General features: G+C 73.7%; 21 protein-coding genes and 1 pseudogene. 6 read left to right on the forward strand and 16 right to left on the reverse strand.

All coding sequences use genetic code 11. From position 1 onward, the window contains the following. Window positions 1–104 precede the first annotated feature (104 nt). Complete coding sequence (locus ACWFQ8_RS16910) at window positions 105–605, reverse strand: hypothetical protein (RefSeq protein WP_453787003.1); 501 nt, start codon at window positions 603–605, stop codon at window positions 105–107. A 374-nt stretch (window positions 606–979) separates the two neighbouring features. Between ACWFQ8_RS16910 and ACWFQ8_RS16915 the strand changes: the two genes are divergently transcribed. Beyond that, a complete protein-coding gene (locus ACWFQ8_RS16915) occupies window positions 980–1,642 on the forward strand; it encodes a class F sortase (RefSeq protein WP_453787004.1) in 663 nt (220 codons plus the stop codon). Between the two features lie 133 nt (window positions 1,643–1,775). On the opposite strand, the gene ACWFQ8_RS16920 is transcribed toward ACWFQ8_RS16915, so the two are convergent. Then, window positions 1,776–2,672 (reverse strand): polysaccharide deacetylase family protein, encoded by an 897-nt coding sequence (locus tag ACWFQ8_RS16920; RefSeq protein WP_453787005.1) that lies wholly within the window; start codon window positions 2,670–2,672, stop codon window positions 1,776–1,778. A 91-nt stretch (window positions 2,673–2,763) separates the two neighbouring features. Beyond that, entirely contained in the window at window positions 2,764–6,069 is a 3,306-nt protein-coding gene (gene lysX, locus ACWFQ8_RS16925; protein ID WP_453787006.1) for a bifunctional lysylphosphatidylglycerol synthetase/lysine--tRNA ligase LysX, read from the reverse strand. A 59-nt stretch (window positions 6,070–6,128) separates the two neighbouring features. Between lysX and ACWFQ8_RS16930 the strand changes: the two genes are divergently transcribed. Continuing rightward, a complete protein-coding gene (locus tag ACWFQ8_RS16930; RefSeq protein ID WP_453787007.1) occupies window positions 6,129–6,590 on the forward strand; it encodes a universal stress protein in 462 nt (153 codons plus the stop codon). Here ACWFQ8_RS16930 and ACWFQ8_RS16935 read toward each other — a convergent pair. After that, on the reverse strand, window positions 6,574–7,803 hold the full coding sequence (locus ACWFQ8_RS16935) for a CapA family protein (protein WP_453787008.1): 1,230 nt from the start codon (window positions 7,801–7,803) through the stop codon (window positions 6,574–6,576). The two genes, ACWFQ8_RS16930 and ACWFQ8_RS16935, sit on opposite strands and share 17 nt — an antisense overlap. Window positions 7,804–8,087: 284 nt before the next feature. Here ACWFQ8_RS16935 and ACWFQ8_RS16940 point away from each other — a divergent pair, with 284 nt between their 5' ends. Together ACWFQ8_RS16940 and ACWFQ8_RS16945 are read left to right on the forward strand one after the other, a co-directional pair. Continuing rightward, entirely contained in the window at window positions 8,088–8,627 is a 540-nt protein-coding gene (locus ACWFQ8_RS16940; protein ID WP_453787009.1) for a sigma-70 family RNA polymerase sigma factor, read from the forward strand. 193 nt (window positions 8,628–8,820) lie between these two features. Next, complete coding sequence (locus ACWFQ8_RS16945) at window positions 8,821–9,318, forward strand: hypothetical protein (protein WP_453787010.1); 498 nt, start codon at window positions 8,821–8,823, stop codon at window positions 9,316–9,318. Window positions 9,319–9,334: 16 nt separating this feature from the next. Here ACWFQ8_RS16945 and ACWFQ8_RS16950 read toward each other — a convergent pair whose 3' ends face one another. The 4 genes from ACWFQ8_RS16950 to ACWFQ8_RS16965 all read right to left on the reverse strand — a co-directional run bounded on the left by ACWFQ8_RS16950 (window position 9,335) and on the right by ACWFQ8_RS16965 (window position 14,362). Next, complete coding sequence (locus ACWFQ8_RS16950) at window positions 9,335–9,745, reverse strand: hypothetical protein (RefSeq protein ID WP_453787011.1); 411 nt, start codon at window positions 9,743–9,745, stop codon at window positions 9,335–9,337. 26 nt (window positions 9,746–9,771) lie between these two features. Further along, window positions 9,772–10,632 carry an Fpg/Nei family DNA glycosylase gene (locus ACWFQ8_RS16955; RefSeq protein WP_453787012.1) on the reverse strand — a complete coding sequence of 287 codons (861 nt, stop codon included), beginning with the start codon at window positions 10,630–10,632 and terminating at the stop codon, window positions 9,772–9,774. 336 nt (window positions 10,633–10,968) lie between these two features. Beyond that, window positions 10,969–13,038 carry a SpoIIE family protein phosphatase gene (locus ACWFQ8_RS16960; protein WP_453787013.1) on the reverse strand — a complete coding sequence of 690 codons (2,070 nt, stop codon included), beginning with the start codon at window positions 13,036–13,038 and terminating at the stop codon, window positions 10,969–10,971. Between the two features lie 7 nt (window positions 13,039–13,045). Continuing rightward, window positions 13,046–14,362 (reverse strand): DUF6777 domain-containing protein, encoded by a 1,317-nt coding sequence (locus ACWFQ8_RS16965; RefSeq protein WP_453787014.1) that lies wholly within the window; start codon window positions 14,360–14,362, stop codon window positions 13,046–13,048. Between the two features lie 380 nt (window positions 14,363–14,742). On the opposite strand from ACWFQ8_RS16965, the gene ACWFQ8_RS16970 reads away from it, so the two are divergent. Next, complete coding sequence (locus tag ACWFQ8_RS16970) at window positions 14,743–16,182, forward strand: lipase maturation factor family protein (protein ID WP_453787015.1); 1,440 nt, start codon at window positions 14,743–14,745, stop codon at window positions 16,180–16,182. On the opposite strand, the gene ACWFQ8_RS16975 is transcribed toward ACWFQ8_RS16970, so the two are convergent. The 3 genes from ACWFQ8_RS16975 to ACWFQ8_RS16985 all read right to left on the reverse strand — a co-directional run bounded on the left by ACWFQ8_RS16975 (window position 16,168) and on the right by ACWFQ8_RS16985 (window position 19,725). Continuing rightward, the gene (locus ACWFQ8_RS16975; RefSeq protein ID WP_453787016.1) at window positions 16,168–17,151 is read right to left on the reverse strand and encodes an NAD-dependent epimerase/dehydratase family protein; all 984 of its coding nucleotides are present in this window, start codon (window positions 17,149–17,151) and stop codon (window positions 16,168–16,170) included. The genes ACWFQ8_RS16970 and ACWFQ8_RS16975 overlap by 15 nt on opposite strands. Before the next feature lie 259 nt (window positions 17,152–17,410). Beyond that, the gene (locus ACWFQ8_RS16980) at window positions 17,411–17,584 is read right to left on the reverse strand and encodes a hypothetical protein (RefSeq protein WP_453787017.1); all 174 of its coding nucleotides are present in this window, start codon (window positions 17,582–17,584) and stop codon (window positions 17,411–17,413) included. Window positions 17,585–18,261: 677 nt separating this feature from the next. Beyond that, a complete protein-coding gene (locus tag ACWFQ8_RS16985; protein ID WP_453787018.1) occupies window positions 18,262–19,725 on the reverse strand; it encodes an SDR family NAD(P)-dependent oxidoreductase in 1,464 nt (487 codons plus the stop codon). A gap of 184 nt (window positions 19,726–19,909) precedes the next feature. Here ACWFQ8_RS16985 and ACWFQ8_RS16990 point away from each other — a divergent pair. Further along, window positions 19,910–20,725, forward strand: a pseudogene (locus tag ACWFQ8_RS16990) (DMT family transporter); the annotation flags it as partial. Window positions 20,726–20,746: 21 nt separating this feature from the next. On the opposite strand, the gene ACWFQ8_RS16995 reads toward ACWFQ8_RS16990, so the two are convergent. The 5 genes from ACWFQ8_RS16995 to ACWFQ8_RS17015 all read right to left on the reverse strand — a co-directional run bounded on the left by ACWFQ8_RS16995 (window position 20,747) and on the right by ACWFQ8_RS17015 (window position 26,379). Further along, window positions 20,747–22,099 carry a transglycosylase family protein gene (locus ACWFQ8_RS16995; RefSeq protein ID WP_453787019.1) on the reverse strand — a complete coding sequence of 451 codons (1,353 nt, stop codon included), beginning with the start codon at window positions 22,097–22,099 and terminating at the stop codon, window positions 20,747–20,749. Window positions 22,100–22,576: 477 nt separating this feature from the next. Beyond that, the gene (locus ACWFQ8_RS17000; RefSeq protein ID WP_453787020.1) at window positions 22,577–23,251 is read right to left on the reverse strand and encodes an aspartate/glutamate racemase family protein; all 675 of its coding nucleotides are present in this window, start codon (window positions 23,249–23,251) and stop codon (window positions 22,577–22,579) included. A gap of 16 nt (window positions 23,252–23,267) precedes the next feature. Next, the gene (gene panD / locus ACWFQ8_RS17005; RefSeq protein WP_453787021.1) at window positions 23,268–23,687 is read right to left on the reverse strand and encodes an aspartate 1-decarboxylase; all 420 of its coding nucleotides are present in this window, start codon (window positions 23,685–23,687) and stop codon (window positions 23,268–23,270) included. A 367-nt stretch (window positions 23,688–24,054) separates the two neighbouring features. Further along, window positions 24,055–25,449, reverse strand: coding sequence for an NAD(P)/FAD-dependent oxidoreductase (locus ACWFQ8_RS17010; RefSeq protein ID WP_453787022.1), 1,395 nt, complete (start codon window positions 25,447–25,449; stop codon window positions 24,055–24,057). Between the two features lie 219 nt (window positions 25,450–25,668). Further along, window positions 25,669–26,379 carry a helix-turn-helix domain-containing protein gene (locus ACWFQ8_RS17015; RefSeq protein WP_453787023.1) on the reverse strand — a complete coding sequence of 237 codons (711 nt, stop codon included), beginning with the start codon at window positions 26,377–26,379 and terminating at the stop codon, window positions 25,669–25,671. Between the last annotated feature and the right edge of the window lie 19 nt (window positions 26,380–26,398).

Below are 26,398 nucleotides of genomic sequence, written 5' to 3' on the forward strand. Positions count from 1 at the left end.
CGCCGGCGGGGAGCGGGTCGCGGCCACTGAACGCTCCGCCGGCGGTGCGGGGGTGCTTTCCGGGTGGGCGGACACCCCCTGGGCTGACCGGGGAGGTCGGCCGATCAGGCCCGGCCGCGGAGGGGGCGGCGACGGCGCATCACGTGGACGCCGGCGCCGAGGGCCGCCGCGCCGACGAGGCCCGCGCCGATCGCGGTCTCGGCGGTGGACGGGCCGAAGGATCCGCCGATGCCGCCCTGCGAGGGGTTGCCGCGGAGGATCGTGAAACGGTGGGTGGCGACCAGGCTGCTGTCGTTGCACTTGACCGACAGCGTGTGGTGGCCGGGAGAGGCGTGGTTGAAGATCCGCACGGTGGCGAAGCCGACCGAGCCCGCGGACAGGTTGGCCGGCGGAAAGTTGCCGTGCGACGTGACGGTGCCGCCGTGCCCGCAGCCCGAGGCACTCACCTGCATCGTGGACCCCTGGTGCACGGCGTACGGATTGACCGAGATGTTGCTGGGACCGCCGCCCCCACCCAGCGGGGGGTTCGCGGAGGCGAACGGGGCGCTGAGGGCGATCGCGGCGAAGGCCGCCGCCGTCACGGTAAGAGCGCGGAAAGCACGCATGGTGGAACCTCCAGCGGAAAGCGCCCCGGAGCGTCGGCCCCGGATGATCGACGAGAACGCCTCCCACGTCGAACACTCGGGGGCACCCGCAACCTCCGCATGTCAGCCTTTGGGCCGCCCGGTTGAGCGACACGCCGAAGCGGGGGCGGCTCAGCTGACGGACCCGCAGGTCACGACCCGTCAGGCATTTATGTGACGATTACCTGGATGGGCGCACCCCTTACGGCCCCCTTCGGCCCCGGCGCCCCCGGCGCCACCCGTTCGCCCCTCAGCTCTCGCCGTCCCGCCGAGGCAGCCTTAGCGTGCGTGAAGTAGGGCGTACAGGGGTGGGACAGGACCGCGGGACGGGACCCCCGCGTCGGGAAGGGAGAACGATGGGCGAGGACGAGACAGGGCAGTCACGCAAACGCTCGCCGTGGGGCGTACTCGCCCTTGTCATGCTCACCGGCCTCGCCATGGTGCGCAACGGTGTGAACACGGAGGACGGGCCGCCCCAGCCCACCGCGGCCTCGGCCGTCGCGGTGACGGCCGATCAGCTGCCGGCGAATCCGCCCGTGCCACGGCCGGACCTGGAGGTGCTGGAGCACTCGTCGGTGCAGCGCGTCCGGATTCCCTCGATCAGCGTGGACGCTCCGGTGATGACCGTCGGGCTGGACGCGGAGGGGTGGATCGACGCCCCGCCGGCGCAGGAGCGGAATCTGGCCGGCTGGTACCTCAACGGCATCTCGCCGGGGCAGCGGGGCTCCTCGGTGATCGTCGGCCATGTGGACAACGAGCAGGGCCCGGCCGTCTTCTTCGGTCTGGGCTCGGTGAAGCCGGGCGGCCACATCGAGGTGGAGCGGTACGACGGGCGCACGGCGGTGTTCGAGGTGTACGGAGTGGAGGTGTTCTCCAAGGACGCCTTCCCCGGAGCCAGGGTGTACGGGGACACCGGGCACCCGGAACTGCGGGTGATCACGTGCGGCGGCGCCTACTCCAAGGCGGGCGGCTACAACGGCAACGTGGTCGTCTTCGCGCGGATGGTGGAGGCCCGCTAGCTCCCCGCCCGCGGGGAGCCCGGCCCGACCGGGCTCCGCCGGCGCGGGCTGCCTCGACCCGCGCTGCGTCGACCCGGGCTCGCACCCGGCCCCCGGCGCGGCGGTCCCCGCCGCCCCGCCGGGGGCGGCTTCCTCAGCCCGGCGCCGTCGCCGGAAGGGACGGCAGCGTCATCCGGTAGCCCCGCGCGAGCAGTTCGGGCAGGTACGAGGAGACGGCCCGGACGCTCTGCGACCGGTCGCCGCCCGCGTCGTGGGACAGCACGATCACCCCCGGCGCGGCCGCGCCCAGCACCCGGGAGACGATGGTGGTGGTCCCCGGCTCCTTCCAGTCGAGGGTGTCCACGGTCCAGGCGAGCGGCTCCATGCCCAGCTCGGCCCCGATCTCGAAGGTGGCGCGGTTCCACGCCCCGTACGGCGCGCGGAACCACAGCGGCGCCTCGCCGACGGTCTGCTGTACGACATCGCTCGTGCGGCCGATCTCGGAGGCCAGCGCCGGCCGGCTGAGCCGGGGGATGAGCGGGTGGGTCCAGGTGTGGTTGCCGATCACATGGCCCTCGGCGGCGATCCGGCGCAGCAGGTCGCGGTTCTCGGCGGCCATCTCGCCGCAGACGAAGAACATGGCGCGGACGCCGTACCGGGCGAGGGTGTCGAGGATGCCCGGGGTGTAGCGGGGGTCGGGCCCGTCGTCGAAGGTGAGCACCATGCCGCTCGACGCGGCGGGCGAGTGGGACGGCAGTTCCAGGATGGGCCGGGTCCGGACGACCGGTTTGGCGGCGGGCGGGCGGGCCGGGGCCTCGGCCGTCATCGGCCGCAGCCGGTAGGACTTCTCGGGCGGCCCCTGGGGCATCATCCCGGGCGCCCCCGCCGCGGGAAGGCCGCCCGGGCCGGCCGCGGGGCCCGTCCCGCCCGCCCCGCCCGGGCCGGGGGCACCGTTCTCGCCGCTGAGCAGGCCTGCCGCCGCGGCGACTCCGAGGAAGACGGCGGAGCGCAGGAGCACGCGTCGCCCTACTGTCGGCTCGTCATTTTTCATTATTACTACGTATCAACGACATCGCCGCGGATGTCGAGGGGCGCGGACGGACCTCCTCCCCGTCACCCGCCCGGACCAGCCGCCAGGACGGTCAGCCGCGCCGCACCAGGGGGAACGGAAGGGTCTCGCGGATCGTCAGGCCCGTGAGGAACATGACGAGGCGGTCGACGCCGATACCCAGTCCGCCGGTCGGCGGCATGGCGTACTCCAGGGCGTCCAGGAAGTCGTTGTCGATCTCCATCGCCTCCGGGTCGCCGCCCGCGGCGAGCAGCGACTGCGCGGTGAGCCGGCGCCGCTGCTCCACCGGGTCCGTCAGCTCCGAGTAGGCCGTGCCAAGCTCGGTCCCGAAGGCCACGAGGTCCCAGCGCTCGGCGAGCCGCGGGTCCTTGCGGTGCTGGCGGGTGAGCGGGGACACGTCGGTCGGGAAGTCCTTGTAGAAGGTGGGGAGCCCCGTCCGCTCCTCCACCAGCCGCTCGTACATCTCCAGGACCACGTCCCCGCGCGTGTCCTCGGGCGCGTGCGGCACCTCGGCCCGGTCGCACAGCACGCGCAGCGCCCGCTCCTCGGTGTCGGCGTCCACCTCCTCGCCGAGGGCCTCGCTGATCGCCCCGTACATCGTTTTGACCGGCCAGGGCCCGGAGATGTCGTGGACGACGAGCTTTCCGTCGGGTCCCGCCTTGTGCGCGACGGGCGAGCCGAAGGCGGCGACGGCCGCGCCCTGGATCAGCTCGCGCGTGAGGTCGAGCATCACGTCGTAGTCGGCGAAGGCCTGGTAAGCCTCCAGCATCGTGAACTCGGGGTTGTGCTTGTAGGAGACGCCCTCGTTGCGGAAGGTGCGGCCCATCTCGAAGACCTTCTCCATGCCGCCGACGCAGAGCCGCTTGAGGTAGAGCTCGGGTGCGATGCGCAGGTACAGGTCGAGGTCGTAGGCGTTGATGTGGGTGCGGAAGGGGCGGGCGTTGGCGCCGCCGTGGATCTGCTGGAGCATCGGGGTCTCGACCTCCAGGTAGCCGCGCTCCAGCAGCCCCTGCCGCAGGGCCTGCACCGCGCTGGAGCGGGCCCGTACGACGTCCCGGGCCTCCGGGCCGGCCACCAGGTCGAGGTAGCGGCGCCGCACCCGCGCCTCCGGGTCGGCCAGGCCCTTGCGCTTGTCGGGCAGGGGGCGCAGGCACTTGCCGGTGAGCTGCCAGGTCCGGACCACGAGGGAGAGCTCGCCCCGGTCGCTGGCGCCGATCTCGCCGCTCGCGACCACGTGGTCGCCGAAGTCGACCTGGGTCGTGAAGGTGTCGAGGACGTCGGCCCCGGCCTCGTCGCGGGTCAGCATCAGCTGGATGTCCCCGGACCAGTCGCGCAGGACGGCGAAGACCACCCCGCCGAGGTCCCGTACGACCATCACCCGGCCGGCGAGGGTGGCCTCCTCGCCGGTGCGGGTGCCGGCCGCCGTGGCGGGGTGGGCCGCCTTGAGTTCGGCGACCGTGTGGGTGCGGGCGCGGATGCCGACCGGATACGGGTCGGTGCCGGCGGCCCGGATGCGCTCCATCTTGTCGTGGCGGACCCGGACCTGTTCGGGCAGCCGCTCGGCCCCGGCGCCCGTACCGCCCTCCTCCCCCACGGCGTCCAGGCCCAGGGAGGCGATGGAGGGGAGCCCTTCGGTGGTGGCGGGGGCGGTGAGCCCCCCGGGATGGCCGTTGCCCCACAGGGTGCGCAGGCTGGGTACGGAGACGAAGCCCTCGGCGATCCCGGAGGCGAGGCTGACCCGGGCGAGCGAGCCGGCGTCCTGGTAGCAGAGGTACCTCGGGTACCACTCGGGGCCGTACTTGACGTTCGACCGGTACAGGGCCTCCAGCTGCCACCAGCGGGAGAAGAAGAGCAGCAGCTTGCGCCACAGCCGCAGGACGGGCCCGGCGCCGATCCGGCCGCCCTCCTCGAAGGCGGACCGGAAGACGGCGAAGTTCAGGGAGATCCTGCGCACGCCCAGGGCCGGGGCGTGGGCGCAGAGCTCGGCGACCATGAACTCCATGACCCCGTTGGGGGCGCTGCGGTCGCGGCGCATCAGGTCGAGGGAGATGCCGTCCCGGCCCCAGGGGACGAAGGAGAGCAGCGCGATCAGCGCGCCCTTGCCGTCGAACGCCTCCACCAGCAGGCAGTCCCCGTCGGCGGGGTCCCCGAGCCGGTCCAGTGCCATGGAGAACCCGCGCTCGGTCTCGGTGTCGCGCCAGGTGTCGGCCCGGTCGACGATGGTGCGCATCTCCTCCTCGGTGAGGGCGGAGTGCCGGCGGATGACGGTGGTGGCGCCGGCGCGCCGGACGCGGTTGACGGCCTGGCGGGTGACCCGCATGTCACGGCCGTCGAGGTCGAACCGGGCCACGTGCAGGATCGCCTCGTCGCCGAGTTGGAGGGCGCCGAGTCCCGAGCGGGCGTAGGCGGTGGCGCCCTCCTCGGAGGCTCCCATGACGGCGGGCTGCCAGCCGTATCGGCGGGCGACGCCGAGCCAGGCGTTGACCGCGGGGGTCCAGGCGACCGGGTCGCCGACCGGGTCGCCGCTGGCGAGGCAGACGCCGGCTTCGACGCGGTAGGTGACGGCGGCCTTGCCGCTGGGGGCGAAGACGACGGCCTTGTCGCGCCGGGTGGCGAAGTACCCCAGCGAGTCGTTGCGGCCGTAGGCGCCGAGCAGCGCCCGGATCCGGGCCTCCTCGTCCCCGTGCAGGGCGGCGGTCAGCCGCTGGGACCGAAAGAGGGTGGTGGCGGCGTACAGCAGGGCGAGGGCGCCGAAGAGGCCGAGCAGGAAGGACAGCGGGCGGGGCGGACGGCCGTCGAACTCTCGGGCCGAGAAGAGGCCCCCGAAGACCTCCTTGGCCGCCCAGTCCAGCCACTGCCCGCGGGGCAGCGTGCCGGGGAAGACGGCGACGAGCCCCCAGCCCACGAGTACGGCGGCGAGCAGTCCCAGGCCGAGGACGAGCATGGCCCGCCACAGGGCACCGGGCCGGGAGGCCGCGTAGAACTCGTCGCGGGCGGCGATCAGTACGGCCATGGCCGCGACGGCGACGGCCATGGAGGGCACGCCGATCCAGTAGTCACCTACGGCGATGTCCAGCACGTCGTCCAGGATCAGCAGGGCCAGGTAGGTGACGACGATCCACCAGGCGACCTTCTTGCGGGTGCCCAGGGCCGCGGCGAGCAGGAAGAGGAAGACCGCGTAGGCGAGGTTGGCGCTGACGGGTACGACGACGAGGTCGAGGAAGCGCACGACGTGGCGCAGCAGTCGCCGCAGTGCGGGGGAGAGTGCCAGCAGGGCGCACAGCAGACCGAGCGTTCCGAAGAACGCCCCGCATCCGTCGGGCACCCGGTTCAGGAGGCGGTTCCGGGTTCCGCGCGCGTCCTCCACGGTGGCACTCATGGTTCGCACTGTAAGGACGGCGGCGCCGGTGCGCGCGCCGAGCCGGATAGCCTCGGAGGGTGACGGAGCACGGGAGCACCGAATTCGAACGCGGCACCGACGGGCCGAAGGTGATCCTCGCCGGGGTCGACGGATCGGACTCCTCGCTGCGGGCGGCGGCCTACGCGGCGGGGCTGGCCCGCCGGCAGAACGCGCTGCTGGCGCTGGTGTACGTCCAGCCCGTGATGCCGGCCGGGGCCTCGCTCGGCGTGCCGGTGGCCGATGCCACCGGCGAGATCGCCGAGGGCCTGGTCGCCGAGATCCGGGACGCGGCCGAGCGGCTCCGGGGCATCTACGAGGTGCGGTGGCAGTTCCACACCTTCCGCGGCGACCCGTACGGCGGACTGGTGAGCGCGGCGCAGGAACTGAAGGCGGACGCGGTCGTGGTCGGCGGGTCCGAGCAGGCGGGCCACCGGATCGTGGGTTCGGTGGCCGTCCGCCTGGTGAAGTCCGGGCGCTGGCCGGTCACCGTGGTGCCGTAGGACCGGCGGCGCTCCGCGCCTTTCTCACCTCGGTGAGGCCGTCCTTCGCGGCGCCGCGGCCCAGGACCGCCTCGCTGACGGCCGCCCGGGCCGACTCGTAGTCGCTGCGGCCCGGGTCCTCGGCCAGCGCGTCCGGGAGATTGACGACCCGGCCGACGGACAGGTCCATCATCTGCGGCACGAACTCGGCCTTGGCGACCTCCCAGCGCCGCCCGGGCCCGGTGGGCGGGGCGAAGGTGAAGCGTCCGATGGAGCCGTAGTTGCCGCGCATGTCGCGTGCGCCGCTGTGGTTGAACATCTCGCCGGCCACCTGGTCCCCCATGCCGTAGACGATCCAGGTCCCGTTGACCTTCTCGTACGCCTGCGGGACATGGGCGTGCGTGCCCAGAAGAAGGTCGATGTCCGGACGGCCCCCGGTCCGCGAGGCGGTCAGTGCCCTGCCCAGCGAGAGCTGCGTCTCGTCCGGGTCGGTCTGCCATTCCGTGCCCCAGTGCAGGCTCACCAGCACCACGTCGGCGCCCGCCGTCCGGGCCGCCCTGGCGTCGGCGACGATCTTCTCCTGGCGCATCAGGTTGACCGCCCACGGCTGGCCCTCCGGCAGCGGGTAGCCGTTCGTGTCGTAGGTGTACGCGAGGTGCGCGACCTGGGCGGAGCCTGCCGTATAGGTGGTGGCCTTGGCCGCCTCGGCGGCCGTACGGGCCGAACCGGCGTGCCCCAGGCCCACCTTGTCGAACCGGTCCAGCGTGCGGCGCAGGCCGTCGGCGCCGTCGTCCAGCGTGTGGTTCGAGGCCGTGGAGCAGCCGTCGTACCCGGCGTCCTTGAGTCCGTCGGCGACCGACGGCGGGGAGACGAAGGCCGGATAGCCGGAGAAGGGGCCGCCCTCCTCCCCGTAGATGGTCTCCATGTGGCACAGGGCCAGATCGGCCCCGGAGACCACCTGCTTGACGCCGGAGAACATCGGCCGGAAGTCGTGTCCGTCGCCGGCGGCGTCGTTCGCCGCGCGCCGGATGACCGAGGTGTGCGGCAGGACGTCCCCGCTCGCCACCAGGGTGAAGCCCTCGGCCGCCGGGGATCCGGCGGCGTTCGACGGAGTCGGCGAGCCGGAGCCCGCGAGGCGGGCGGGGGCCGGGCCGCCGGCTGCCGAGCAGCCCGCGGCCGCCGAGAGCAGGAGGGCCGAGAGGAGGGTGGCGGCCTGGCGGGTGCGCTGCGTCATCTGTCCAGCTCTCATTTGTATGACTATCCGCTTGTCCGATCACCTGCAATCCATAGAAAGAGACGCACCAAGTCAAGGAACGACTCCGTCCGCTCGGCGCGCGCTCACTCCGATGGCCGTTCGCCGCGCCGTTCGACCGTTCACCGCCCGGTGCGGCCGCCCACCGGACGACCCGGGTGCTTGGGCGCAACACCGCGACCGGACGGTTCCCGGAGGGCGAGGTGCAGGTCAGGGTGGTTGCGTCGCCCCCGCACGGACCCCACGCGCTTCGGAAGGAGCCCCTCGTGCCGCTCTCCCCCACCCTTCGGCGCACGGATGCGCAGACACTGGCCGAACTCCAGCGCGACCACGGGCGGGCCCTGTTCGGTTTCCTGGTCGGGCTCACCGCCGGCGACGCCCAGCGCGCGGAGGACCTCGCGCAGGAGACGCTCGTACGGGTCTGGCAGCACCCGGAGGTCCTCGCCACCGAGCACGAGTCCCTGCGCCCCTGGCTGTTCACCGTGGCCCGGCGACTCGCGATCGACGCCCGCCGGGCCAGGCTGTCGCGCCCGCAGGAGGTGGACCCGGAGGGGCTGGAGCTCGCACCGGCGCCCGAGGACGCCGTGGCCGGCTCGGTCACCGCGATCGACGTCCGGCGGGCCGTGGGCTCGCTGGGACCGGAGCACCGCGAGGTCCTGATGGAGGTCTACTTCCGGGACCGCTCGGTGGCCGAGGCCGCGGCGGAGCTGGGCATTCCGGCCGGGACGGTCAAATCCCGTACGTACTACGCCCTGCGCGCCCTGAAGAAGGGGCTCCAGGGGTACGGCTACGGCCTCGGCGCCTGAGACCCGTCCCGGGAGAAGGGCGCAACGGCGGCCCTGAATGCACGCGAACCGGACACGGACCGCATCGAAACAGGCATCAGGTCGTGCAAATTGAGTAAACATCCCCCGCTCCGCGAGCCGCTCGGGACAGGCTCGGAGCTGACAGCGGGACGCTCGACGTGCGGGAGAAGGTGGAACGGTGCAGCCCGAGGGTATGAACGGCACCAGTGACGGCGGGCTCGCGGTGCCCATGGCTTGGCTCTACGCCGAGTACATCGCAGACGAACTGCTGCGCACGGGCCGGCTGATCCCGGTCAGCACCCTGGAGTTCCGGGCCGGGCGGGACACGCTCGCGCTGACCATCTACCTCTCGGACGCGGCCGGGGAGCTCTCCGGGATCCGGGTGGTCTCGCAGCTCGACGAGTGGATGTCGCTGACCGCCTACGGGCACCCCTGGCGCGACTGGGTGCACACCCGCTTCCTCGCTCTGGGCGAGGAAGCCAGGGAGCACTGCGCGGGCGAGGACCCGGACCTGGAGCTCGCCCGGGCGGCATGGCGCTGGCTGGACCGCACCGAACTGTTCGCCACCAACCTCGACCCCGGGCGCCACGGCCACACCGACACCCCGGGGCTGGACGAGAACGCCCGGGTGTGGACCCCGGCCTGGCAGCTCGGCCTCCCCCTGGGCCACCTGGCGATGCACCTGTTCTAGGCCGTCCCTTCCCCGCTCATCGCGGCGGACGCGGGCCCGGCACCTCCGCCGGGTCCATGACCAGACCGGTGAAGTCGGCCTCGTTCCGCTCGGCCCGGGTCACGTACCAGCGGGCGATGAGCCACATCACCGGGTACACCAGCACGCCGAGCACCACCCACAGCAGCGGCGACGACCCGGCGCGCGGCAGCAGGAACACCAGCGGGAGGAGCCCGACCACCAGGACCAGAGCGGCCAGCGCCCCCAGCGCGGCCCGCAGTTGGCTGCGCATCAGGGCGCGGACGTAGGTGGCGCCGAGCGTGGTTTGCTCGGAGATCTCCGAACGGGCCGGAGCATGCGCCGGCGGCCGGCGGCGGGCGCCCCGGGGCACTCCGGTGACGACCTCGCGCCGCGGCGGCGACGGCTGGTGCTGCTGCTCCTCGGACACGGTGGCGGAGTCTACGCAGCCCCCGCCTATTTGAGGAGGCGCGAGAGCCGGCGGTCGGCGAGCGGCTTGCCGCCCGTCTGGCAGGTCGGGCAGTACTGGAGCGAGGAGTCGGCGAAGGACACCGACCGCACGGTGTCCCCGCACACCGGGCAGGGCTCCCCGGCCCGCCCGTGCACCCGCAGCCCGCTCTTCTTCTCCGCCTTCAGACGGCCGGCCGCCACCCCGTGCGCCCGCTCCAGGGCCTCCAGCAGCGTGGCCCGGACGGCCTCGTAGAGGTGGGTCACCTGGTCGTCGTCGAAGGAGGCGGCCAGTTTGAACGGCGAGACCTTGGCGCGGTGCAGGATCTCGTCGCTGTACGCGTTCCCGATCCCGGCGACGACCCCCTGGTCGCGCAGCACGCCCTTGATCTGGCGTCGCTCCCCCACCAGCAGTGCGGCGAAGGCGTCCCGGTCGAAGGCCTCGGCGAGCGGGTCGGGTCCCAGGCGTGCGACACCGGGGACCTCCAGGGGGTCGCGGACCACGTACACGGCGAGGCGCTTTTGGGTCCCGGCCTCCGTGAGGTCGAACCCGCCGCCGCCCTCCAGCGCCACGCGCAGCGCGAGGGGCCCCTTGCCGGGGCCGGGCGGCCGCTCGGGCAGGGTGTCCCGCCAGTGCAACCAGCCGGCGCGGGCCAGGTGGGTGACGAGGTGGAGGTCGCCGATCCGCAGCGCCAGGAACTTGCCGTACCGGGCGGTGCCCCCGGCGGTCTGCCCTTCGAGGGCGCTCGGCGGGGGCTCGTACGTCTTCAGCACGCTCACGGCGAGCGGGAGGACGTGCTCGACCACCCTTCCCGTGAGGTGCTCGTCGAGGTACTCCCGCAGGGCCTCGACCTCGGGCAGTTCCGGCATGCTCCCAGCCTGCCGCCGGGTCGGACCAAACGCGAGCTGGGGACGGGTCCGGGTGAGCCCCGGCGGTCCCGCGGCCCGGGGAGCCGTTCGGGGGCGACCGATGCCGCGTAGAGGCCTCGGCGTGCCGGTGCTCGTGACGAGGCCGAGCGTGGCGGCCCGAACCGGAAAGCGGGCCGGGGCCACGGGGCTCCACCCCGGACCCCGCGCCTCAAACGCCGGCGGGGCTGAATGTGCCGGTCCGCACTCCCGCCAGGAACCGCCGCCCGACCTCCGCCCCGCCAGGGACCACGCCCCGCAGGGGACCGCGCCGCCGGGCCCGCCGCGAGGCGTCGGGCGTCAGCCCATGATGAACTCGCACCAGACGCACTTCCCGCTCCCCCTCGGCTCCACCCCCCACACGTCCGCCAGCCGGTCCACCAGCATCAGGCCCCGTCCCGACACCCCCGCCTCCCCCGCTTCCCGCCGCCTCGGCAACGCGCTGGAGCGGTCCGCCACCTCCACGCGCAGGCGCCGTTCCGGCCCCGCCAGGACCCGCAGGGTCACGATGGCGGGGCCGTCCGTGTGCATCAGCGCGTTCACGATCAGTTCGTCCGCGACGAGTTCGATCTCGTCGGACCGCTCCCGCGCCCCCCACGCCCGCACCGCCGCCCCGATCATGTGCCGGGCCGCCACCAGGCCCTCGGGGTCGCCCGGGGCCACGTGCTGCTGCAGGCGGCCCCGGATGCCGTCCCTCGGAGCGTCTTCGACGCGGCGGCGCAGCAGGAGCAGCGCCATGTCGTCGTCCCCGCCGCGCTCGTCGACGACGCCGCACAGCCGGTCCGCCAGCATCTGGAGGTCCGCCGGTCCGGCGCGGACCAGCGAGGTCAGCAGTCGGATGCCGTCGTCGAGGTCTGCGCCGGGCTGTTCCACCAGGCCGTCCGTGCACAGCAGGAGCGTTTCTCCCGGGTCGAGCTCCGCCGTGGTCACCGGGTACTCCAGCCGGCCGAACTCCGCCGAGAGGCCCAGCGGCATGCCGCCGCTCACCGGAAGCCTGCGGCACTCGCCGTCCCGGGTGCGCAGGAGCGGGTCGATGTGGCCCGCCCGGACCATCTGGAGCACGCCCGTCGAGAGGTCGGCCTCCGCGTACGTACAGGTGGCGAAGCGCTCGGTGTCCAGTTCGTGGAGGAAGACGGAGGCCCGTGCCATGACGGTGGCGGGCGAGTGCCCCTCGGCGGCGTAGGCGCGCAGCACGATCCGCAGCTGGCCCATCACCGCCGCCGCGTGCGTGTCGTGGCCCTGCACGTCCCCGATGACCGCGCCGACCCGGCCGCCGGGCAGCGGGATCACGTCGTACCAGTCGCCGCCGATGTCCTGGCCCATCCGGGCGGACCGGTACCGTACGGCGATCTCCGCCCCCGGCACCGACGGGATCCGCCGGGGCAGCATGGCCTGCTGCAGGCCCTCCGCGAGGTCGTGCTCCTGTTCCAGCAGCATCGCCCGCTGGAGGCTCTGCGCGATGCTGCTGCCCAGGGCGACGAGCAGGTTGCGCTCGTCCTGGGTGAAGCCGTCCTTGTCCTGGTAGAGCAGTCCGATCGCGCCGATCGGCCGGGCCTGGGCGATCAGCGGCAGGTAGGCGGCCGCCGAGATGTCCATGGACGAGATCTTCGACCACAGCTCGGGGTACCCCTCGGCGAACTCCTCGGCCGAGTCGAGGAAGCGGGGCTGGAGCGAGCGGACGACCTCGCTCATCGGGTACTGCTCGTCGATGCGGGTGTAGCGGGTGCCCGGGACGAAGCTGCCCACCGGCCCCTCCGCCACGAGGTGGATGCGGCCCGCCTCGACGAGGCCCATCACCATGCCCATCGAGCCGAGCCGCTCCAGGCCGTGGGCGTCGCCGAGCGCGTCGATGACGTCCTGCACGGTGCGGGCGTGCGCCAGGGCGGCGGTGGTGCTCTCGACCACCGACGTCTGCCGGCGGCGCTCCTCGTCGAGCCCGAGGCGTTCCGCCGAGTGGCTCAGTTCCTCCGTGGCGTCCCGGACGATCCCGATGATCCGGTACGGCCGCCCGTCCCGGCCCCGCATGACGCGGCCCTGGGTGTGCGTCCAGCGCAGCCGTCCGTCCCGGCAGCGGATGCGGAAGTAGGCGCCGTAGCTGTCCACGCCGCGCTTGAGGGCGCTGGAGACGAGGGCGTCGAGCCGGCTCGCCTCGGCGGGCGGGACGCAGGGGCCCAGCGACGCGGGCCTGCCGTCGTACTCCTCGGGGACCGTGTCGAAGACGTCCAGCGCCGCCTCGTCCATGTGCATGAGGCCGGTGAGCAGGTCCCAGTCGAAACTGCCCATGCGGTTCAGCGAGAGCGACTGGTCCGGGTGTGCGGGCCAGTCGTCCGGCAGCGATACGGCGGTCGGCACCGATCCACCATGACACACGGGCCGGTCAGGCGCTCTCCAGCGAGACTCCGGGGTCCGAGGGCCACGACTGCTCGTCCGGGACGGCGAAGGGGTCGTCCGGTTCGGCCGGCGGGTACGGGTCCGAGGGCGCGGACGGGTCCGAGGGCTGCCCCGTCGAGCCGTCGGGGTCCGCCGGGAGCTCCGGGTCCGCGGGGAGCTCCGGGTCCGCGGGGAGCTCCGGGTCGGGCGAGAGCTCGGGCGGCAGGCCGGACGGGTCTTCGGACGGGAGCTCCGACGGGTACTCGGACCGCGGGTCCGAGGGGACCTCGGACGGCTGCTGCGGCACGATCGGCCGCGTCGGCGCGTCGGGGCGCGGCGGCCGCCCCTCGGCGGGCGGGCTCGGCGGGCAGTCCGTCGCCCCGTGGGTCGGGGGCGCGGCGGGGGCGGGAGCGCTGCCGTCGGGCGGCCTCGGGGGCGCGGTGCGGGCGAGGCTGTTGGTGACGGGGTTCTCGCAGGGGTCGCCGGTCGGGATACCGGGCCCGGTCGGGATGCCGTCGGCGGGGTCGAAGGGGGGCACCACCTGCGGGACCCGGTCCTGGGCCCCGTCGTCGCCGGCCCTGCGCTCGATCCAGGTGTTGTCGGCGACGTTGACGATCACCAGGTTGTGGATGACCCGGGTGGTGGGTTCGATGACGACGACCTGGTTGGGCTGGTAGCCGTTCCAGGGCTCGCCCTTGTGCACCGGGGACCCCTTCGGGGCGCGGGGCGGGAGCAGCGGGTTGCCGCAGCCGCAGCGGACCCTGGGCATCCCGTAGCCGTCGACCAGGACGGCGGTGCCGGCCTGCAGGACCGACTGGAAGCTGTCGGCCCGGCCGTCGCGGAAGCCGTGGTTGGTGACCCGGGTGTCCGCGCGGAGCACGACGGGGGTGAGGCCCCGCAGGAAATCGGGGATGCTCGCCTGTTCGATGTCGGAGGCCCGCGCGAAGGCCCGGGCCTTGGCCTCGTCGGCCGTCAGGAAGCGGACCTGCTGCTCCACGTCGCAGCTGCCGAGCCGGTGGGTACCGCCGTAGAGGCCGGGGGTGGCGGCGTTGACGGTACGGATGCCCTGGCCGGTCGGGTTGGGCAGCGGAGGCTGTACGGGGGCGGACTCGGCGGTGGCGGACGAGACGGTGAAGGGAGCCGGTCCGGCGGAGGCCACGGGCTGGAGGTGGACGTCCTGGCTCTCGGGTCCGGGGGCGCTGCGGCGCTCCTCGGGTCCGCCGCAGGCGGCGGCGAAGAGTCCGAGGACCGCGAAGAGGGCCGCGCCGGCGGGTGCGTGACGACGCGGCGCCTGACGAGGTGTCGGAGGTGTCGGTGCGTGCACGTGTATCTCCCTTTTCGCCCCGGTTGCTTTCTCCTGTCTGCCGCATCGCCGCGCGCGCCGCAACCGGAGGCCCCCGGGACGGGGCGCGACTGGGCCGAAGGGCCGCACGACGGCCGGTGCGAAAACGCTTTGAACATGTTCGAGGGCGCCGCCGCAGTCCGCCCCGGCAACCGGGTGGGGGTCGGCTCCTGAAGATCGCTCCTGGAGGTCGGGGCCTGCGGCACGGCTGGTTCACGGTGCCCGCCTTCAGCCGCCCGGACGTCTGGCACACCGGCTCGCCGGCCCCTTTGACCCTTCCTCCGGCTCCGCCGCGCGCGCCGGCCGGAGGACCGCATGCGCCCGCTGGTGGCCGCCGCCCGACCGGTCCGATACTGGAGGAGATGGACTGGTTCACGGCGCCCGGGTACTGGCTCGGCCGGCTGGTCTTCCAGCGGGCCCTGGCCGGTGTCTACGTCTTCGCCTTCATCGGGGCCGCCCTGCAGTTCCGGGCCCTGATCGGGGCGCACGGCATGCTGCCCGTGCCGCAGTACGTGCGGTACGTGCCCTTCCGGCGCGCCCCGAGCTTGTTTCAACTGCGCTACTCGGACAGGCTGTTCGCCGGTTGCGCCTGGCTCGGGGCCGCGCTCGCCGCGGCCCTGGCCGCCGGGGTGGGCGACGCCGTACCCTTGGGCGCCGCGATGGGCATGTGGGCGCTGCTGTGGCTCCTCTACCTCTCGATCGTCAACGTGGGCCAGACCTGGTACTCCTTCGGCTGGGAGTCCCTGCTGCTGGAGGTGGGCTTCCTCGCCGTCTTCCTCGGCAACGCGCGGACCGGGCCGCCGGTGCTGGTGCTGTGGCTGCTGCGCTGGGTGCTCTTCCGGGTGGAGTTCGGCGCGGGGCTGATCAAGGTGCGCGGGGACTCCTGCTGGCGCAAGCTGACGTGTCTGGACTTCCACCACGAGACGCAGCCGATGCCGGGACCGCTGAGCTGGTTCTTCCACCATCTGCCGAAGCCGCTGCACCGGGTGGAGTGCGCCGCCAACCACGTGACCCAACTCCTGGTACCGGTACTGCTGTTCACCCCGCAACCGGTGGCCTCGTACGCCGCCGTGATCATCGTGGTGACGCAGTTGTGGCTGGTGCTGTCCGGCAACTTCGCGTGGCTGAACTGGCTGACGATCACCCTGGCCCTGCCGGCCGTGGACTTCACCGGGCTCACGGGGGCGCCCCCGGCGGCCGCCTCACGCACGGGGCCGCTCTGGTACGTGGTCCTGGTCTGCGCGGTGACCGCGCTGGTGCTGTTCCTCAGCCGGCGCCCGGTGCTCAACATGCTCTCGCGCCGCCAGGTCATGAACCGCTCCTTCGACGCGCTGCACCTGGTCAACACCTACGGGGCCTTCGGCTCGGTAGGCCGGGTCCGGATGGAGGTGGTGGTCGAGGGGACCGCCGATCCGGTGCCGCGCGAGGACGGCGCCTGGCGGGAGTACGGCTTCAAGGGCAAGCCGGGCGACCCGCGCGCGCTGCCGCGCCAGTTCGCCCCGTACCACCTGCGGCTGGACTGGCTGATGTGGTTCGCGGCCCTCTCCCCCGGCTACGCGCGGGACTGGTTCGGGCCGTTCGCGGAGCGGCTGCTGGCCGGCGACCGGGACACCCTGCGGCTGCTGCGCCACAACCCCTTCCCGGACGAACCGCCCCGCTATGTCCGGGCCCGGCTGTTCCGGTACCGGTACACCACCTGGCGGGAGCTGCGCGAGACGGGCGACTGGTGGCACCGCACGCCGGTACGCGCGTACCTGCCGCCGACCCGTCTCGCGGGCGCGCCGCGGTCAAAGCCCGAGTAGGGCCGCCTCGCGGGCCGGGTCGATGCCCGGCGCCGGTCGGTCGGAGCGCTGCGGGGCGACGCCGCCGAGCTGCTGGAGCCACGTCCAGGTGTCGGCCACGGTCTCTTCCACGGGCCGGCACTTCAGACCCGCCGCGACCGCCTTGGACACGTCGGCCCGGTGCATGGTGTCGTACGCCTCGCCCTCCGGTACCCAGACCGGGAGCTCCGTCCACGGCTGCACGCCGGCCTCCTGGAGCACGGCCGGGTCGGTCCAGCGCAGTTCGGCGGCGCCGCCGGTGGCGGCGGCGCAGGCCTCCAGGAAGGTGGCCATGGTGGCGTGCCCGGGGGGTGAGACCAGGTTGTAGGCGCCGCCGAGCCCCGTGGCGGCCGCGTCGAGGGTCCAGCGGGCCAGGTCGCGCACATCGATGTACTGGAGCGCCAGTTCGCGGGGACCGGGCGCGAGTACCGGGCCTCCCCGGGCGGTGCGGTTCAGCCACCACGGCAGCCGGCCGACGTTCTCGTACGGGCCCAGGATCAGGCCGGCGCGGACCAGCAGGGCGCGGTCGCCGAAGGCGTCGAGGGCGGCGAGTTCCGCGCCCCGCTTGTCCTCGGCGTAGGCCAGGGAGGCCGCGTCGGGCGATCCCTCCACCAGCGGTCCGTCCTCGTCGAGGCCGGCCGGGGCGGGGTAGGCGTACACCGAGCGGCTGGAGATGTACGCGTAGTGCCCCGCACGTCCGCGCAGCAGCCGGGCGCTGTCGCGCACGGCGGTGGGGGCGCCGCCCCAGGTGTCGACGACCAGGTCCCACTCCCCTTCGGCGAGGGCGTCGAGCCCTCCCGGCGCCGTGCGGTCGCCGTGCACGGCAGAGGTGCCGGGCGGGGGCGCGTGGCGGCCCCGGTGGAAGACGGTCACCTCCCAGCCCCGGTCGAGGGCGTCCTCGGTGATGGCGCGTCCGACGAATTCGGTACCACCCAGCATCAGTAGCTTCATACACGTCAGCCTGCCGGGGCCGCGGGCGCGGCGGAAGCGGTGATCGCCCACAGCGATGACGCTCACGGCGTACGGGGGACGGGAACTCCCGGGAGATGCGGGCCTTCCCGCCCGTGGCGGAGGCACGTCGGTGGCGGAGCCACCCCGGGCGGAGGACGTCCCGGCGGCGCGCGTCCCCACGCGACACGACGCCCCCGCGCGGATCCGCGGGGGCGTCGGGTACGGCTCCGGTCCGGCGCGATGGCGCCGGGGCTCCGTACTAGTCGATGCCGGGCAGGATGTGCGCCTCCGCCAGGTCGTCCTCGTACCCGGCGAGCCTGATCGGGGCCGACCGGGCCCAGACCTCAAGGCTGCCGAGCTCGTCGGACCGGTGGGCGGAACCCCAGCCCGTACGCTCCAGAACTGTCGCTTCGGGCTTCGTCGATTCAGTCACCGCGAACTCCTTTTGTGTCGCGTAACCCGGCAGGCTGACCGCATGGCCGGGCAAAGGATGGGAGGGTCTCCGGACGCGGTGGCGCCTTGGTGAAGCGTGGCCCGGATGGGGGCCGTCTTGATGCCCCAGAGTACACATATGAGCGCACCCCCGCTCGATGGAACGGTAAAATTCACTCCTGTTTCTGAGTTTCACCGCGAATTCACGCAATCGTCAGCCGCACGGCCCACGTCGGTACCTCCACGCGGACCCTGCTTCCGGTAGGCGCGGCGCAGGGGACGGCCGCGGGCCGGGCCGGCCGGGCAGGCGGTTCCGAGGACGCTCGAACTGCCCCTTGCCGCAGGGGGGTTGAGACCGGTGGAGCTCCGGTCCGGCAGCCGCCGCAGCGCTCCCGACGGCCCTCGCGGACGGCGGATCCGGACCGTTCGACCGCTCCCGGGCTCACCGCCGTTCGTGGAAGAAGCGCAGGTCACGGCTTTGGCCCAGGACGCGGCCACAATGCTCCGTCCGGGTGAGCGGAGGAACCGGGCGGGTCGTCGGCGGGTCGTCGGCGTGTCGCGGGGCCCGCGGATACGCGGCCGGCCCCCTCGGGAAGGTCCGAGGGGGCCGGTCGCGGACGCCCGCGCGGTGGCGCGCGGAGCGTGAGGTTTCCCGGCCGCGGCGCGCCGGGGGCGCGGTTACCAGTTCGCGGGCGCGTAGTCCTTCAGGAAGACGCCGAAGAGGTCCTCGCCGCCCTCGCCCCGCACGATCGGGTCGTATACGCGGGCCGCGCCGTCGACGAGGTCCAGCGGAGCGTGGAAGCCCTCCTCGGCCAGCCGGATCTTGTCCGGGTGCGGGCGCTCGTCGGTGATCCAACCGGTGTCGACCGCGGTCATCAGGATCCGGTCCTTCTGGAACATCTCCTGGGCGCTGGTGCGCGTCAGCATGTTCAGCGCGGCCTTCGCCATGTTGGTGTGCGGGTGCCCGGCGCCCTTGTAGCCGCGGCTGAAGACGCCCTCCATCGCGGAGACGTTGACCACGTAGCGGCGGCCGGCCTCGGCGGCCGCCATGGCCGGGCGCAGTTTGCTGATCAGGATGAACGGCGCGGTGGAGTTGCACAGCTGCACTTCGAGCAGCTCGATCGGGTCCACCTCGGACACCGTCTGGATCCAACTGTTCGTGTCGTGCAGGTCCGGGACCAGCCCGCCCGCGTCGATGGCCGTACCGGCGGCGATCCGCTCCAGCGAGGCGGAGCCCGAGACGAGCGCCAGCTCGGTGACGTCCTGCGCGCTCAGCTTCTCGCCCCGGCCGCTGGGCAGCGCGGCGACGCGGTCGACCGTACCGCTGCCGAAGGTGCCGATGACCTCCGCGGCGGGCAGCTCACCGGCCGGGAGCGGGGCGCCCTCGGCGGCGACGAGCTCGCTGTAGGCACCCGGGGAGCGGCGTACGGTCTGCGCGGCGTTGTTGATCAGGATGTCGAGCGGGCCCTCGGCGGCCACCGAGTCGGCGAGCGCGACGACCTGGGCCGGGTCGCGCAGGTCGATGCCGACGATCTTCAGGCGGTGCAGCCACTCGGAGCTGTCCGGCATGGCCTTGAAGCGGCGGATCGCGTCGTTCGGGAAGCGGGTGGTGATGGTGGTGTGCGCGCCGTCGCGCAGCAGCCGCAGCGCGATGTACATGCCGATCTTGGCGCGGCCGCCCGTCAGCAGGGCGCGCCGGCCGGTCAGGTCGGTGCGGGCGTCGCGGCGCGCGTGGTTGAAGGCGGCGCAGTCCTGGCAGAGCTGGTGGTAGAAGGCGTCGACCTCGACGTAGCGCGTCTTGCAGATGTAGCAGGAGCGCGGTCGCTGGAGTATCCCGGCGATCGGGCCCTTGGTGGCGGCGGTCAGGGCGTTGCCCTGGGTCTCGTCGTCGATGCGTTCGGCGGAGCCCGTGGCGGTCGCCTCGGTGACGGCCTTGTCGTTGGCGGTCTTGGCGGCGCGGCGCTCCTGGCGCCGCCGCTGCTTGACCGTGCGGTACAGCCCGGCGGTGGCACGGCGTACGGTGATGGCGTCGGGGTGGTCGACGTCGAGCTTGTCCAGCTCGTCGATCACACCGAGGCAGAGAGCCAGCCGATCGGGGTCGATGCCCGGCCCGTATGCGTGGTTGTCTTCGGTCACCGTCATGGCCGCTGCCGTTCCTCGTTCACTGGTCCGCATCCGCCTGCTGCGGAAGTCCCCAAAAGGGAAACTGTACGGATCCCTCGCGCCCGGAACAAAACCCGGCCCCGACCCCCTCACGTACCGCGACGGCCCGACGACCCGGCGTACCGGCAGGAATAGCCCCGCCGGGAGGCGCATTGTGGTTTTCATGAGTGCACTGGCGCTGTCGGTCCTCCTCTGCATCGCCTCCGCCCTCGCGTACGCGGGCGGGGCGATCGTCCAGGAGCGGGTCGCCGCCAGTACGCCGGACCGCCCGTACGCACCGGTGCGCCGGGCGGCTTGGTGGGCGGCGGTGGCGCTCAACGGCCTGGGCGCCGCGCTGCACGTGACGGCTCTGGCCTACGGGCCGCTGAGTCTGGTGCAGCCGCTCGGCGCGCTCACCATCGTCTTCGCCCTGCCGATGGCCGCCGTCTTCGTACGACGTCGGGCGGGGGCGACGGCCTGGCGCGGGGCGCTGCTCGCCACGGCGGGGCTGGCCGGGCTGCTGGCCCTGACCGGCGGGGACGGACGGGCGGAGCAGTCCCTGGTGGAGGGGGAACGGACCCTGTTGCTGTCGGTGGCCGCCGCTTCCGTCGCCGTGCTGTTCGCGGCCGCCCACCGGGCGCACCGGGACGTGGTGCGCGGCGTGCTGCTGGCCACGGCGGCCGGTGCGTCCTTCGGCCTGGCCTCGGTCTTCACGAAGTCGGTGGCCGAGTCCTTCTCCCCCGGCACGCCGGCCGTCCTGGCACCGGACCTCACGGCGATCGCCGTACTGGCGCTCGGCGGACTGCTGCTCTCGCAGGCGGCCTACCGGGGCGCGGGGCTGGCCGCGCCGCTGGCCACCCTGACCGTGGTCAATCCGGTGGTCGCGGCGGCGGTCGGCATCTCGCTCTTCGGCGAGGGCTTCCGGTACGGCGCGGCGGGCGCGACGGCGGCGGCGGTCAGCGGCGTCCTCGCGGCGGCGGGGCTCGTCCTGGTCACGACCGCGCCGCCGCACGGACGCGGGTCAGATGCCGACCCCGTGGGACCGGAGGTACTTGAGCGGGTCGATGTCGGAGCCGTAGCCGGGTCCCGTGCGCATCTCGAAGTGCAGGTGCGGACCGGAGGAGTTGCCGGTCGAGCCGGAGCGGCCGATGCGCTGGCCTCCGGAGACCTGCTGCCCGGCCTTGACGCCGAGGGCCGAGAGGTGGGCGTACTGGGAGTACCGGCCGTCGGTGTGCCGGATGACGACCTCGTACCCGTACGCGCCGCCCCATCCCGCCGAGACGACGGTGCCCGGGCCAACGGCCTTGACGGCGGTGCCGGTCGCGACGGGGAAGTCGACGCCCGTGTGGTAGCCGCTGGACCAGGAGGAGCCCGAGACGCGGTAGGCGGTGCCGAGGCCCGCGTCGACGGGCGCGAAGAATCCCCCCGCCGCGGGCTGCTCCCGCGCTGAGGTGTCCCGGGCCGGGGGCTTGGCGGGCTGCGCGGCGGGCTTGGCCGCGGGCTTCTCGGCGGCGGGCTCGGGCACGGGCTTCGCGGCGGGCTTCTCCGTCGGTTTCGCGGCGGGCTCGGGCGCGGGCTTCGGAGTCGACTCTCCGGCCGCCGGCGCGCCCGGCAGCACCGGCTCCGCCGTGCGCGGCGGCTTCTCCGGATTCTGGGCGGGCGGCGCGGTGGTGATCCGCAGCGTGAGGCGCTGGCCGGGGAAGATGAGGTCGGGGTCGGCTCCGACGGTCGTGCGGTTGGTCTCGTAGAGCGCCTGCCAGCCGCCCTCGACGTGCTGCTCGGTGGCGATCGCCGAGAGCGAGTCGCCGGGCGCGACCACGTACGGGTTCGGCAGCACCGAGGTGCCGGTGGCACGGGGCACGGCGGCTTGACGCGGTACCGTCCTGGTCGGCTGCTCGGCCTGCCCGTTCGTCTGCTTCGTCTGCGGCGGCGGGGCGGCCTTGCTCTGCTGCGCCGGGATCTTCACGGGCTGTGCGCCGACGGCGGGGGCCGGTCCGCCCCGGGTGAGCCCGGCTCCCTTGCCGCAGTGCGGCCAGGCCTGCGGGCCCTGCCCCTTCAGCACCTTCTCGGCCACGGCGATCTGCTGGTCCTTGGTGGCCAGGTCGGCCCGGGGCGCGTACGCGGCGCCGCCGAAGGCCCGCCAGGTGCTCTGGCTGAACTGCAGACCGCCGTAGTAGCCGTTGCCCGTATTGATGCGCCAGTTGCTCGTGGACTCGCAGGCGGCGACCTTGTTCCAGGTGTCCACGGAGGCGGCGTGCGCGGTTCCGGCGCCCATGAGGGGCAGCGCGATCCCGGCACCTCCGGCGGTGACGGCGAGCGAGGCCCGGTTGATGCTGCTCGGCTGATACCGGCGGTGCCGGCCCCGTACACCCATGGGAGCCCCCATCGAAGACATCAGGAACCGCACAACCTAACGTCGCGATCAAGGCGTGACAAGAGGCGCAACAGGGCGCACGCGCAAGGAAATTGGCCACGGACCGGCGGCCTGCGCAAACGGCTCCGGGACTTACTCGCCGTGCGTCCCCCGGCGCTTCGCCGCGGCGCTCCGGCATGCGCCGGAGCGCCCGCGCCGCATCCGCGTCCGGTCGCCCGGACGCGCGGGCTCAGCTCAGGGGGCCGGGCTGCGGAACGGGGGCGGGGCCCGGCGGCGCAGGGACCGGGTCCGGCTCCGGTACGGGCCCGGGCACCGGCGGGGCGGGCCGCGGCATGGGCTCGGGGTCCGGGAAGGGGCCCGGCGGCGGCGCCGGAACCGGGCTCGGCTCGGGCACGGGGGGCTGGGTCTGGTCTTCGTAGCGCACCATACGTCCCACCTTCCCGCGATCGTGACCTGTACGCCTTCCGGACGCGGCCGTCACGGGCGCGGTTCGGGCCGGTCGGGGAACGGGCCTTCGGCCAGGGCCAGCCCCGCCGCCAGACCCGGGGCCGGACTGGACAGGACCGGGACCCGGCCCGAGACCAGGTGCGCGGCGCCGGCCATCGAGGCCTGGGCGAGCACGATGACGTCCACGTCAGCAAGGGCGTCCGCGGCCGCCGCCACGCGGGCGTGGCAGCCGGCCGCGTCCCCCGCCTCGAAGCACTCCCAGGCCCCGGCGACCAGCTGCGTACGGACGGCCACGGGCCGTCCCGCCGCCTCCTCGGCCAGCAGGTCCCGGGTGGGGGCGAGCGTCGACTCCAAGGTGGCCAGTACGGCGATCCGCGCGCCGGTGCGCACCGCCCGGGCCGCCATCGGCCGGTCCACCCGCAGCACCGGGACACCGAGCGTCGGCGCCAGTGACTCGGCCGTGGCCCCCAACGTGGAGCAGGTGACGAGCACGGGCCGGGGCGCCGGCCGGTCCCCGGCCCCCGACAGCAGCCGCAGCAGGGCCGGCGCCAGGGCGGCGGGGCCCTGCGCGCGGGCCCGGTCCAGCAGCTCCGGAACCACCAGGTGCCGCAGCACGGCTCCCGGGTGGTTCCGGTCGCGCAGCGCGTCGAAGACCGGGACGTGCGCGGGCGAGGTGTGGAGCAGCGTCAGACGGGGCTCCGTCACCACGGCGCCGGCCCGGTCAGACGGCCACGGCGTGGGGGCTGCGCCGCTGATCCGTACCCGGCACGGGGGCGGCCGGGTCCGTCCCCAGCTCGACGATCCGGTTGTCGGCGTCGACGTGCACCACGCGGGGCTCGAACACCCGGGCCTGCGCGTCCTCGACCTGCGCGTAGCTGATGAGGATGACCAGGTCCCCGGGGTGCACGAGGTGCGCGGCGGCCCCGTTGATCCCGATGACACCGGACCCGCGCTCGCCCTCGATGACGTAGGTCTCCAGTCGGGCGCCGTTGGTGATGTCCACGATGTGGACCAGCTCCCCGGGCAGCAGATCGGCCGCGTCGAGCAGATCGGCGTCCACGGTCACGGACCCGACGTAGTGCAGGTCGGCCTGGGTGACGGTGGCCCGATGGATCTTGGACTTGAACATGGTACGAAGCATGAGACAACTCCCGGTTCGTCTGCTCCCTGCCTGCTTCCCGCAGGTCAAGGGCGTTCGCCGGAGCCTACAACGATTCGTCTGTCAGGTCAGCAGCCCCCAGGTCTTCCAAGGACCCACGCGGTCGGCCGCCGCTTCGCGCACCCGGTTGCTGGACGGTTGGCTGGAGTCGCGCACCCGCGGACAACTGCCGGCCCTGGTACGGGAGCAGCTCGCCGATGACCGTGACCTGCGCCGCCGGCCGGAGTTGCGCGCGGCAGCCGCCGCGAGGACACCGCCGTCGTCCGCGAGCGCACTCCGAGCCTCCGTAGACGTTCATGGCCGCCTGGACGAGGCACCGGCCGGAGGGAACGGGAGGCGCCCAGGAGCGTCAGCTGTCGAAGCCGAGGCCGAAGCGGTCGAGGCTGCGCAGCCAGAGGTTGCGGCGGCCCTGGTGGAGGTCGGCGCGGGTCATGGACCACTTGGTGATGCCGATGCCGACGGACCGGACCGGCTCGGGCGGGAACGGCAGCGGCTTGCGGCGGACCATCCGCAGATCGGTGCGCTCGGTGCGCTCGCCCGCCAGGAGGTCGAGCATCACCTCGGCTCCGAAGCGGCTGGCGCCGACTCCGAGGCCGGTGAACCCCGCGGCGTAGGAGACCTTGCCCTGGTGACTCGTGTCGAAAAAGACGCAGAAGCGCGTGCTGGTGTCGATGGCTCCGCCCCAGGAGTGGGTGAAGCGCACTCCCTCCAGCTGCGGGAAGGTCGTGAAGAAGTGACGGGCGAGGGTGGCGAAGGTCGCGGGCCGCCGGTCGTGTTCGGCGCGCACGCGTCCGCCGTAGCGGTAGACGGCGTCGTATCCGCCCCACAGGATGCGGTTGTCCGCGGAGAGCCGGACGTAGTGGAACTGGTTCGCGCTGTCCGCGAATCCTTGGCGCCGCGTCCAGCCGACGGAGGCGAGCTGCGCCTCGGTCAGCGGCTCGGTCATCAGCGCGTAGTCGTACACGGGCACGGTGTACGGGCGGTGGCGCCGGAGCAGGGAGGGGTGGGCGTTGGTGGCGAGCGCGACCCTGCGGGCGGTGATCCGGCCGTAGGGCGTACGGACGGCGAGCACGGCGCCGTGCTCGTCGAGCGAGCCAGCGGGGGTGTGCTCGTGGATCCGGACGCCCAGGGCGAGACAGGCGTTCTTGAGTCCCCAGGCGAGCCCGGCCGGGTTGACCATGGCGACGTCGTCCCTGTTCCACAGGCCGCCGAGGAAGGTCGGGGAGTCGATCTCGGCGCGGACGGCGTCCGCGTCGAGCAGGAGCGGCTTGCCACCGTGGCGGGCGGCGGCCGCGGCCTCCTCCGCGAGGCCGGCGAGCTGGTACGACTCGGTGGCCACGACGATGGAGCCGGTGCGCTCCCAGTCGCAGTCGATTCCGTACCGGTCGACGGCGTCCTCGATGGCCTGGAGGTTCTCCCGCCCGAGCCGCTCCAGGAGGTCGATCTCCCCGGGCCAGCGCTGGAGGCCGTTGTGCAGGCCGTGGGTGAGGCTGGACTCGCAGAATCCACCGTTCCGTCCGGAGGCGGCGCCGCCGACCTCGTCCGCCTCGACGAGCACCACGTCGGCGGAGGGGTCGCGCTCCTTGGCCCGGAGGGCGGTCCACAGGCCGGTGTAGCCGCCGCCGACGACGAGCAGGTCGCAGGTGACGCCGCCCACCAGGGCGGGAGTGGTCTGCGGGCGGCGGGGGTCGTCGAGCCAGAACGGGCGGGGCTCCGCGTCCCTGAGCGAGGTGAGGTGGTCCATCGAGGTTCCTTCGCGTCGCGGAGGCGCCCGAGCACGGGGGCCCTCCGAGGTGCGGCCCATGAGACCTCTCGCCACATGGCAAGGTCAATGGTGTTGACATAAGCCTGCCGCTCGGCCTGCCGCTCAGCCAGGCCGTCGCCTGCGCCGCCGGTTCAGCCGCCGTCCGGCGCCGGGCAGGCCGCTCGGCCTGCCGCTCAAGCCGTCGCCTGCGCCGCCGGTTCAGCCGCCGTCCGGCGCCGGGCGGAGGGCCGCCACCGCGCCCAGCATCAGCTCCAGGGCGAAGGGGTAGCCGCTGTCGCGCATGTCGGCGGCGAGCAGCGGGAAGGTGGCCGCGATGTTCGGGTGGGTCTCGGGCGACAGCCTGCCGTACACCGCGTGCCAGACCTCCTCGTCCGCCTCCCGCGCCGCCTCCGGCAGGGCGAGCGCGGCGGCGTCCTGGGCGGCGAAGGCCAGGGCCTGGTCCACGAAGGCGTGGTAGATCCGCACGGCGAGCGCGTCCGGGAAGCCCCCGGAGCGCAGGATGCCGAGGATCACCTCGACGGCCCGGGTCTCGTGGGGGCGCCCTGTCGTGCGGTGCGCCGTGAGGAGCGCTGCCTGCGGGTTGGACTGGTAGGAGGCATGGATGCGCAGCCCGATGGCACGCAGGTCGGTCCGCCAGTCACCGGTGGGCGTCCAGCCGTCCTGCGCCCGGCCGACCAGCTCGTCGGAGAGGGCGAGGAGCAGGGCGTCGGTGTTGCGGAAGTAGCGGTACAGGGCGCTGGGATCCGCGCCGAGCGCCGCGCCGAGCCTGCGGGCCGAGAGCGCCGCCGCGCCGTGCTGGGCGATCAGGCGCAGGGCGGTGTCGATGATCAGCCGTTCGGAGAGCACGGCGCCCTGCTTGGTGGGCCGGTGGCGCCGGCGCCTGTCTTCGGGAACCACTCGTTCGGCCATGCCGGGACCTTACGTCAAC

The sequence above is a fragment of the Streptomyces sp. NPDC055254 genome (genome assembly GCF_053606025.1).